Genomic DNA, 9327 nt, shown 5'->3' on the forward strand with positions numbered 1-9327 from the left:
CAAAACCCAGAAAAATTGCATGAGCGGCCCCAAGGATTTAGTCACCTGAAGCGTCTTCTAAAAAGAGGTGATGCACCAGCGTGATTCTTGGGGCGGAAGCGGCAGGATTTTCGGACCGTTTCCTGACTTGTGAGGTTGTCGAACGGGCGCGCAGCGTCTCGTCGCGGTTTTGATATTCAGGTAGTCGATGAATTTTTCCAGGTTAGCTTTTTGTGTTGCCGCATTTGGATTGACCCTATCCGTCCCCGCCATGGGACAGCAGGTGCTGGGGGCGCTCGATGGGGTCGTGGACAGCCAGTTGCAGCGCGGCTGGTTTGGTGGAGAGCAGGATGGCTGGTTCGTGCTGCGCAATGATGCTCAAGAAGATTCCGAACAGACCCTGACCATCAAGGCCGGCCCACCCGGCGCCAATGGCCGCCACACCTCCGTCAATGTCACGATGAATTCGAGCCAGCCCAAGGCGGCCATCGGCATTGTCGTGCGCAACAGCGCCCACAAGGGCACCTGCGTGGCCGAACTGACGGCAGAAGCCGATGCCAACCTCTTCTGCGTCATCGACGGGGAATTTGAATCGATCGGCTCGCTCGCCAATGCCGCCAAGCTCGATGGCAGCGACATCATCGAGATGGTCGAAACGCCCGGAACTGCCCGCTTCATCGTCAATGGCAAGACTCTCGGCGAAGTGACCAATGGCGCTGCATTGAGCGACGAAATCGGCGTCATGGCCTATGAGCGCGGTACCTTCGGCCTCGCCGATTTCACCGTGGCCGATGTGTCGGGCAGCAATACGAGCGCGCAGCCCGAGGGCTCCGGCCTGCCACCGCGTGGCGGCGCAGGCACCAGTGCACCAGCCGAAGAACCGGCGACGGGCGGCGGCGGCGACACCGCTTCGCGCATGGCGGCGATCATGGGCCCGCTATCGGACTCCATTCTCGGCACCGACGCGCGCGATGGCTGGGACGTCTTCATCGAGGATGGCTGGATGGTCCTCGTCAACGGCACCAAGGCCAGCAGCGAAAACTATTTCACCACCCCCACAGGCGGCCCGGTCACCTCAGGCGAGCGGATCGTGAGCGTCAGCGTCGGCATCCTGCCGCCCAAGGGCAGCACGACGGAAGATTTCAAGCTTTCCGCCGCCGGCATCATCGTTGAAAGCACCAGCACCAAGGATTCCTGCCTTGGCGAAATTACACTCGGCGGCGATGGCGTGGTCCTCTGCTTTGGCGATGATGGTAAGGCCGAGGAAATCGGCCGCCTGCCTGGCGCCGCCAAGGGCGATGGCAGCGACCTCATCGAATGGGTCGAACAGCCCGGCGTCGCCGGCTTCTTCCTCAATGGCGAAATCATCGCCCAGGTCAACGATCACCCCGTTATCGGCGGCGATGTCGGCGTTCTCGCCTATGAGCGCGGCGACTTCTATTTCAGCGATTTTGCCGTGTCGGTGACTGGCGCTGCTGCATCTGGTGGCAAGGCCAAGGGCTCTGCTCCCACCGCCTCCACCAGCACGAGCGACGAGGAGATCCCCTTCCTCAACAGCCATGAATCCCGACTGATCGGCGCCTATCTCGGCGTCACCAACGGCATCTTCATGCACGAATTCGGCCATGCGCTGATTGGCGAATTGCAGGTGCCCTCCACCGGCCCCGAGGAAGACGCCGTCGATATCTTCTCGGCCCTGCGCGTTGTCGAGCCCACCATGTATCCCTCGGGCGACGAAGCCATCGACCTCATCGGCCGCGAAGTGGCGCTCTATTCGGTCCTGCCCTGGTACTATGGCGGCATGATCAATGCCGATAGTGCCGGGGATCTGCCCTGGCAGGACGAGCACACCGGCGACCTTCGCCGCTTCCGCAACACCTTCTGCGTCATCTATGGCGGCAATCCCGGCCTTTATGGCGATATCGCCGAACAGGTGGGGCTCGAAGAGCGGACACTGTCGCGTTGCGAGGAAGAGTTCAACCGCCAGAACCGCGCCTGGCGCACGATCCTTGCCCCGCATACCCGCCTCAGCGCCTGGCATCCCGACGGGCACCTGACCGCCGATGCGCCGGGCGCCACCATCACGGTGACCTTCGAAGAGCCGACGACGCCGATGAGCCGCTTCCTCGTCGAAACCTTTGGCGATGGCCTCCGCGGCTTTGCCGACGATCTCGCCAAGACCTACGCCCTGCCCCGCGACCTGACCGTCACCTACCGCCAGTGCGAGGAACTCAACGCCTGGTACAGCCCCAACGAGGGCAGCATCACCATGTGCTACGACCTGATCGAATATTTGGTCGAGATGATCGCCGATGTCGAACTGGGCAATACCGACACCTCCGCCGCCGATACGCCGCAGGCCGAAAGCGTGCCGGTGAAGTCCGAGATGATGGCCAATGCCGGCTCGCTTAACGAACTGGCCGATTATGGCGTGCCGGCCACCAATGTCCTTTTCCCCGCGCCCTATCGCGGCCCGACCCCGGCCGGCCACACGCGGGCACAGACGCTGACGACGGAGAGCATGGTCGACCTCGTGACCGGTGGCGACAACTGGCTGCTGATCGACACCAGCGGCGGCGCCGAAACCCTGCCCGGCGCCTTTGCCGTAACCGATGCCGGGCGCGACGGCAGCCTCACCGACCGCTTCCAGGGCCTCGTCAACGACTGGCTCACCGACGAGACCGGGGGCGACAAGACCGTCCCGGTCATCTTCTTCGGCTCAGGCATGCAGGACCGCTCCTCTTACAATGCCGCGCTCCGTGCCGGCATGGGCGGCTGGAACGCCTATTGGTATCGCGGCGGGATCGAAGCCTGGCAGGCCAACGGCCTGCCGATGGCCGAGCAGACGGAATAGCAGAGGGCCCGGCAGCAATGCCGGGCATTTCGCTTCCATAAGGTCGCTGACCGCGCAGCAGTTTCAGCCATGACCAGGCGCATCCAAAGTTAGCACCGCAACGCCACTACATTTTCGGCATGCAGAACGCTTCAGATTTTCAAGCTAGGCGGCCACAACCTTGACCACCTGATCGACCTCAGCCACCGGCACTGTGCGCAGCGTCGGCGCGGTCTCGGCATCGAGCCCCACGGCGAGACGCACATAGCTTTCGGTCGGGCAGATCTGCATCGAGGGGTCGAACCCGATCCAGCCGAGGCCTTCGTCAAAAGCTTCGGCCCAGGCGTGGAGCCCATCCTCGCCGTCCAAAAGGCGATAGCCGAGCACGTAGCGCGCCGGAATATCGAGCGCCCGCGCGGCCCCGATGAAGAGATGCGCATAGTCGGCGGCTGCCGGCCGCGGTTCTGCGACCTCGGCGCCGGCCTGCACCTGCACCTGCGTCTGCCCACCATCCGCCTGCATCTGGCGCGGCTCGTCGGGCTCATCCGGGTCTTCGGGCAACCCCAGCATTTCGCCAACCCGCGCCATCAGCGCGTGGCAGATGCTCAGCCGGCTCTCCTTGCTGTCGCGAAACGAACTATGCAGTTCGGCCGGCACCTTGGTCAGTGGCGTCAGCCGCCGATAGAGCGCGGGCACCGGCTCGCCGGCAGGGCGCCCCAATACGCCATGGGTATCCCGCGTCGTCACCTCGCCGCGAACCTGGATGATAATCTCACCCTCGGGCCGCAACTGATTGACCAGATGCGCTGCATTGCCAAAGCCATCAAAGAGGCGCCCGGCATTGCCAATGCCCGGCCCCTCGACGCTCCAGCTTTCCACCGTCTGCGTCGGTCCGCTCGGCGGGGTCAGCAGCAGATGAAAGACAGCCTGGACCGTGCCCTGCGGCACGGTCACGCTCAATCGATGGTCAATGGCAATTCGCATGGGTTGTCGGGCTCAGTAAAAATTGTAGCTGGCCGACAGCGTATCGGTCACCCGATTGTTGCCGTCGATGAAGTCGTTGAGAAATTCGTGGAGGCCATGGGCAAAGATCTGATCCATGTTCGTACCCTCGACGAGCTTGAGGAGATCATCCATCGCGTCGTGACACGCCTCCCGCCGCCCATAGAGCTTGGCGAGGAGGTTGAGATTGTCACGCACGAAATGGGCGCAATAGATCAGCGAACGCGGCATTTCCGTTCGGAGGATCAGGAAATCGGCGATGTTATGGGCCTTGTAGCGGTCATGGTAGACATGCCCATAGGACCGATGCGCCGAAGCTGCTCGCAGGATCAGCGTCCATTGCTGGATGTCGATCTCGCCGCCGACAAGGCTCGAGCGCGGCAACAGCACATAGTATTTCATGTCGAGAATGCGCGCCGTATTGTCGGCCCGCTCGACGAAATTGCCCGCTTGCAGGAAGGCAAAACCATCGTCGCGCAAGATGGTGCCGAGCAGCGCTCCGCGGAATTCATGGCTGCGCTGGCGCACCCATTGCAGCAGGCCGAGGAGCTTGGCCCCGCGCACGTCGCGCGGCTTGATCTGCGAGAATTCCAGCCAGGCCCCGTTCATGCTCTCCCACATATCCGTGGTCAGCGCGGTGCGGACAGACCGCGCATTGGTGCGAGCGGCCTGCAGGCAGGAATAGACCGATGAGGGATTGGTCGGGTCGAACATCATGAAGTGAGCGACGGTGTCGACGTCGGCGACCTCGTGCCGCTCGGCAAAGGCCTCATCCATTTCCGCGGCCTGCAGCATGGAAACCAGATGCTCGCTGGCCCCGCCTTCGCGGCGGCTGGTCAGCGACATGCGGTAGCCCACCTCAAGCAGGCGCGCCATGTTTTCGGCGCGCTCGACATAGCGTGAAAGCCAGAAAAGGTTCTGTGCGGTACGTCCTAGCATTCTCATGACGTCACCATCAGTCTTCCAGCACCCAGGTATCCTTGGTCCCGCCGCCTTGCGACGAATTCACCACCAAAGAACCCTTCTTCAACGCCACGCGCGTCAGCCCGCCGGGCGTGATCCGCACTTCGTCGCCCACCAGCACATAGGGCCGCAAATCCACATGCCGTGGGGCCACATCGTTGTTGATATGCGTTGGACAAGTCGAGAGCGCCAGCGTCGGCTGCACGATGTAATTGTCCGGCCGGGCGATGATCTTTTTCTTGAACTCCTCGTGCTGCGCCTTGGTCGAGGTTGGCCCGACCATCATGCCATAGCCACCCGAACCGTGGACTTCCTTGACCACAAGCTCCGCAATGTTTTCGAGCACCCAGGCCCGCTGGTCCACATCGGTACAGTTGTAGGTCGGCACGTTATTGAGCAGCGCCTTCTCGCCAAGATAGAATTCGATGATCTCAGGCACATAGGTGTAGACGGCCTTGTCGTCGGCAATCCCGGTGCCCGGCGCGTTGACGAGGGTGACATTCCCTGCCCGATAAGCATCGAAAATGCCCGGCACGCCCAGCATGGAATCGGGCTTGAAGGTCAGCGGATCGAGATAATCATCATCGATACGCCGATAAATGACATCGACCCGTTCGGGCCCGGTCGTCGTCCGCATATAGACCTTGCCGCCATCGACAAAGAGGTCATGCCCCTCGCAGAGCTGTGCGCCCATCTGGTCGGCGAGGAACGAGTGCTCGAAGTACGCCGAATTATAGATGCCCGGCGTCAGCACCGCGATCACCGGATTGCGCCCCGCCCCCGCCGGCGCCACGCTTTCGAGCGTCCGCCTGAGGTTCTCGGGATAGGTTTCCACAGGCGCGACCTTGGAGCGCTGGAACAGGTCCGGCGCCAGCATCATCATCGCTTCGCGGTCTTCCAGCATGTAGGAGACGCCCGACGGCGTGCGGAGGTTGTCCTCCAGCACATAGAATTCGTCCGGACCCACCCGCACGATATCGACGCCGATGATGTGGGCGTAGACACCCCGCGCCGGCTCCAGCCCCATCATCTGCGGACAGAAGGCCGCATTGTTGAGAATGAGCTTTTCCGGAATCCGCCCGGCCTTCAAAATCTCCTGGCGGTGATAGATGTCGTAGAGAAAGGCGTTGAGCGCCTTGACCCGTTGCTCGATGCCCCGCGACAGCTTTCGCCACTCATTGGCGGCAATAATGCGCGGAATGACATCGAAGGGGATCACCTTTTCGGTGCCCTCTTCCGAGCCATAGACAGCGAACGTGATGCCAAGCTTGCGGAAGATCGCCTCCGCGTCGGCCTGCATCAGCGCCAGCCCCTTTTCGGGCTGCTCCGCCAGCCATTCGCTGAGGGCGCGGTAAGGTTCGCGGACAGATCCATCCGCATTGTACATTTCGTCAAACGGCGTGTTTTCGCCCATTACTCTTCGCAGGTTGGATACGGCTTTCCCATCGCCAAACCATTGCTACACAATTGGTTGCTGCCGTCCAGACGATCAAAGCCGCCACTTGCCGCTTTTTAGTGCAGGCCAGCCTTGCGTGGGGCCCGCATAAAATGCTCTCATTCGCCGCGCGGACGATTTGTGCTTTCCCCGCCTTGCCTCTGCGGCCTCAGCCGCTAGTCTTCGGACCCGAGAGAGGAAACTTCCATGACCATCGAGATTCTGCAGACCGGCCCATTGCTGGCATCCTGCGAAAAGGCCCTGGCCGAGCGCTACACCGTCCACAAGCTGCACGAGATCGCCGACAAGGACGCCTGGCTCGCCGCCAACGGCGCCCGCATCCGGGCTCACGCCGGCTCAGGTGTCCAAAAGGCGCTGATGGAAAAACTCCCCAATCTCGAAATCATCGCCAGCTTCGGCGTTGGCTACGACAATATCGACACTGCGACGGCCAAGGCACGCAACATCCGCGTCACCAATACGCCCGATGTGCTCAACGATGCCGTCGCCGAAATCACCATCGGCCTGATGATTTCCCTCGCCCGCCGCATTCCGCAGGGCGATCAATTCGTGCGCCAGGGCAAATGGCCGGGCAATAATTTCGGCCTCTTCTCCGAACTGACCGGCAAGACCGTCGGCATTCTCGGCCTTGGTCGCATCGGCAAGGAAATCGCCACCCGCGCCCAGGCGATGAAGATGCGCGTCGTCTATTATGGCCGCCACCAGCAGCCCTCCGTGCCCTATATCTACTACAACAATCTCGAAGACATGGCCCGCGACAGCGACTGGCTCGTCATCATCGCCCCCGGCGGCAAGGGCACCGAGGGCATCGTCTCGAAAAAGGTTCTCGAAGCGCTTGGTCCCGAGGGTAAACTGGTCAACGTCGCCCGCGGCACGCTGGTCGACGAGCCTGCCATGGTCGAACTCCTGCAAAACGGCGGCCTCGGCGGCGCCGCGCTCGACGTCTTCGAGAAGGAACCCCAGGTGCCGCAAGCCCTGCTCGGCCTCGACAATGTCGTCCTCTCCCCCCATCAGGGCAGCGCCACCAACCAGACCCGCGACGCCATGGGCGCGCTGCTGGTGGCCAATCTCGAACGGCATTTTGCCGGCGAACCGCTAATCTCTGCCGTCGTCTGATATCCTCCCCGCTCTCCGATAGGGGAGCGGGGCGAACACTCTACTCCTGAGCCAGGAACGCCTTGGAGTAGTCGGTGACGGGCTTCAGCCCCGCGTGAATCACGTCGTAGTGCGTGGTGCCCGGAATGATCGCCAACTGGTTGGCGGTCGGGCGCAAGGCGCCATCGTACCGCGCGTCCCGCGTGCCGCCACCGAACAGGTGATAGATCTCTGCGATGTGCTCGGGATACATCATATCGGCATCGGCAAAGATCAGCAGGGTCGGCGCCTTGATGTTTTGGACATCGGCAGTCCAGTCAAATGGCGCCTGGTTCATCTCGCCGGTCCTACGCATGATCGCTTCCCAGTCGGCATCGGGATAAAGCTCGGCGAGCGGAGACCCGGCCAATTGTGCGCCAATCGCCGGAGCCATGGCCGGCATCTCCTTGAATGCCACCAACACCTCCGGATAATTGCCACTGGTCTTCACATTCATGCCGATCACGATCAGCTTGCCCACCCGGTCCGGATGCCGGATCGCCGTCTGCAGCGCCACCCCGCCACCCAGCGACCACCCCATCACATCGACCTGTTCAAAGCCCAGTTCGTCCAGAACCGCATCGACATCGTCGGCCATCTGCTCGGTGCTCCAGGGCGTCGCCGCGTCCGAACTGAACCCATGTCCACGCATATGGATCGCGATCACCTGATGGTCTTCAGCCATCGCGGCGAGCGGCGCGCCAAAAAAGTCCGCTGGATTGACGCCGCCATGCAGCATGACCAGTGGCGAACCTTCGCCATGAATTTCGTAGTAAATCTCGACGCCATTGACCGAAACACGGTCTGATTTGCTCGGCACGCTCATCGACACATCTCCTTGGGCAAGGCTCGGGTTGGTGACAACAAGGGCCGCAATCAGAGCAAGGCCCGCCATCACCTGCTTCAACAGTGCCAGCCTCATTCCAGATCCTCCTGCACCATCTCGCCGGCGGCGTGGATGCAGACGATCTCCAGTCGATCGGGCCCCATATTGGTGAACTTGTGCGGCACATTGGCCGGCGCGATGGCGATGTCACCCGCGCCCAGCTCGAACGTCTCCTCCCCGGCGACGACCAGTGCCCGGCCACGCCTGACGATCCACGTTTCGGGGTAGGGATGGATGTGAAGGGCCGGACCCTGCCCCGGCTCATTGTCGACCGAAAAGAAGGAAATCGGGGTGCCATAACCCTCGCCTTCAAAGCGAATGGTGCGGCTTGGTGAAACCGGCCGATCGGCGGCGCGCAAAACATGGGTCATGCAAATCTCCTCTCCTTGTCACAACGACGAACGGGGGAGCGGCGTTTCGACAGCCTAGAGAGCGGTCACGTAAATCCCGTGCCACACCCCGCCAACCTCGACATTCTCGGCCAACCGCCAACCGTCCCGCTCGAACAGTTCCCGCGCCTCCGCCGTCAGCGTATGGAGCCGGGCAAACCCCAGGCGCCGCGCTTCCACCCTGGCGCGGTCCAGCAAAGCCAGCCCGACACCCCGCCGCCTTTGACCTGGCTCAACCAGCAACCCGCCCAGCCACGGCGAGCGCTCCGTAAGCCCGCCCGAACTGACCGTCAGCGCGCATGTCCCCGCCAGCTTACCATCGACGAAAGCGACAATCCCGAGCGGCAGCCGGTTTCGCTCCAGCCGCTCGGTCAAATCCGCCCGCGCCGAAGCGCCACGTGGATTGTACCAATCGGCCCATTCGCTCTCGAAGAGATCGACAAGATCGCTCAGCACCTCATCGTGGTCGATCAGCAGGCCAGTGGTGATGGTCATGAGATCCCTCGCGCACTTGTCCATCTTATCCTCGCCCTCACTGACAGTGCTATTTTACCCATCCAACCTCGCATGGACGGTCTGCAGACGACAGTAGCGAGGGGGCCTGCCGCGTTGGATCGTCTCCATCGCGCGTTCGGGGCTGGCCGCTTGCGACGAGCGATCAAAAGTCGCCGATAGTTCCCGCCCG

Annotated in this window: 8 protein-coding genes; 2 read left to right on the forward strand and 6 right to left on the reverse strand. The window is 62.3% G+C overall.

Features of this window, described 5'->3' with window-relative positions:
- Nucleotides 1-229: 229 nt before the first annotated feature.
- A complete protein-coding gene (locus ABW043_RS07085) occupies nt 230-2833 on the forward strand; it encodes a DUF4344 domain-containing metallopeptidase (RefSeq protein ID WP_353920517.1) in 2604 nt (867 codons plus the stop codon).
- Nucleotides 2834-2977: 144 nt separating this feature from the next.
- On the opposite strand, the gene ABW043_RS07090 is transcribed toward ABW043_RS07085, so the two are convergent.
- From ABW043_RS07090 to ABW043_RS07100, 3 genes are read right to left on the reverse strand one after another with little or no spacing between them, the layout of a single operon-like run.
- Entirely contained in the window at nt 2978-3796 is an 819-nt protein-coding gene (locus ABW043_RS07090) for a transglutaminase domain-containing protein (RefSeq protein ID WP_353920518.1), read from the reverse strand.
- 12 nt (nt 3797-3808) lie between these two features.
- Nucleotides 3809-4753: an alpha-E domain-containing protein gene (locus ABW043_RS07095; RefSeq protein WP_353920519.1), complete on the reverse strand. Its 945-nt coding sequence runs from the start codon at nt 4751-4753 to the stop codon at nt 3809-3811.
- A gap of 16 nt (nt 4754-4769) precedes the next feature.
- Nucleotides 4770-6191 carry a circularly permuted type 2 ATP-grasp protein gene (locus ABW043_RS07100; protein ID WP_353920520.1) on the reverse strand — a complete coding sequence of 474 codons (1422 nt, stop codon included), beginning with the start codon at nt 6189-6191 and terminating at the stop codon, nt 4770-4772.
- A 228-nt stretch (nt 6192-6419) separates the two neighbouring features.
- Between ABW043_RS07100 and ABW043_RS07105 the strand changes: the two genes are divergently transcribed.
- Nucleotides 6420-7349: a 2-hydroxyacid dehydrogenase gene (locus ABW043_RS07105; protein WP_353920521.1), complete on the forward strand. Its 930-nt coding sequence runs from the start codon at nt 6420-6422 to the stop codon at nt 7347-7349.
- A gap of 40 nt (nt 7350-7389) precedes the next feature.
- On the opposite strand, the gene ABW043_RS07110 is transcribed toward ABW043_RS07105, so the two are convergent.
- Genes ABW043_RS07110 through ABW043_RS07120 form a run of 3 tightly spaced genes read right to left on the reverse strand, consistent with a single transcriptional unit; the run spans nt 7390 to nt 9137 of the window.
- Nucleotides 7390-8289 carry an alpha/beta fold hydrolase gene (locus tag ABW043_RS07110; RefSeq protein WP_353920522.1) on the reverse strand — a complete coding sequence of 300 codons (900 nt, stop codon included), beginning with the start codon at nt 8287-8289 and terminating at the stop codon, nt 7390-7392.
- A complete protein-coding gene (locus tag ABW043_RS07115; protein WP_353920523.1) occupies nt 8286-8624 on the reverse strand; it encodes a cupin domain-containing protein in 339 nt (112 codons plus the stop codon). The genes ABW043_RS07110 and ABW043_RS07115 overlap by 4 nt, the downstream gene beginning before the upstream one ends.
- 54 nt (nt 8625-8678) lie before the next feature.
- Entirely contained in the window at nt 8679-9137 is a 459-nt protein-coding gene (locus ABW043_RS07120; RefSeq protein ID WP_353920524.1) for a GNAT family N-acetyltransferase, read from the reverse strand.
- Between the last annotated feature and the right edge of the window lie 190 nt (nt 9138-9327).

It is taken from the genome of Devosia sp., from assembly GCF_040509215.1.
Lineage (GTDB): Bacteria > Pseudomonadota > Alphaproteobacteria > Rhizobiales > Devosiaceae > Devosia.

What these genes read in the sequence shown, in the direction of transcription:
- ABW043_RS07090 (WP_353920518.1), bottom strand. Translation starts at nt 3,796, where the DNA reads ATGCGAATTGCCATTGACCATCGATTGAGCGTGACCGTGCCGCAGGGC.
- ABW043_RS07095 (WP_353920519.1), bottom strand. Translation starts at nt 4,753, where the DNA reads ATGCTAGGACGTACCGCACAGAACCTTTTCTGGCTTTCACGCTATGTC.
- ABW043_RS07100 (WP_353920520.1), bottom strand. Translation starts at nt 6,191, where the DNA reads ATGGGCGAAAACACGCCGTTTGACGAAATGTACAATGCGGATGGATCT.
- ABW043_RS07105 (WP_353920521.1), top strand. Translation starts at nt 6,420, where the DNA reads ATGACCATCGAGATTCTGCAGACCGGCCCATTGCTGGCATCCTGCGAA.
- ABW043_RS07110 (WP_353920522.1), bottom strand. Translation starts at nt 8,289, where the DNA reads ATGAGGCTGGCACTGTTGAAGCAGGTGATGGCGGGCCTTGCTCTGATT.
- ABW043_RS07115 (WP_353920523.1), bottom strand. Translation starts at nt 8,624, where the DNA reads ATGACCCATGTTTTGCGCGCCGCCGATCGGCCGGTTTCACCAAGCCGC.
- ABW043_RS07120 (WP_353920524.1), bottom strand. Translation starts at nt 9,137, where the DNA reads ATGACCATCACCACTGGCCTGCTGATCGACCACGATGAGGTGCTGAGC.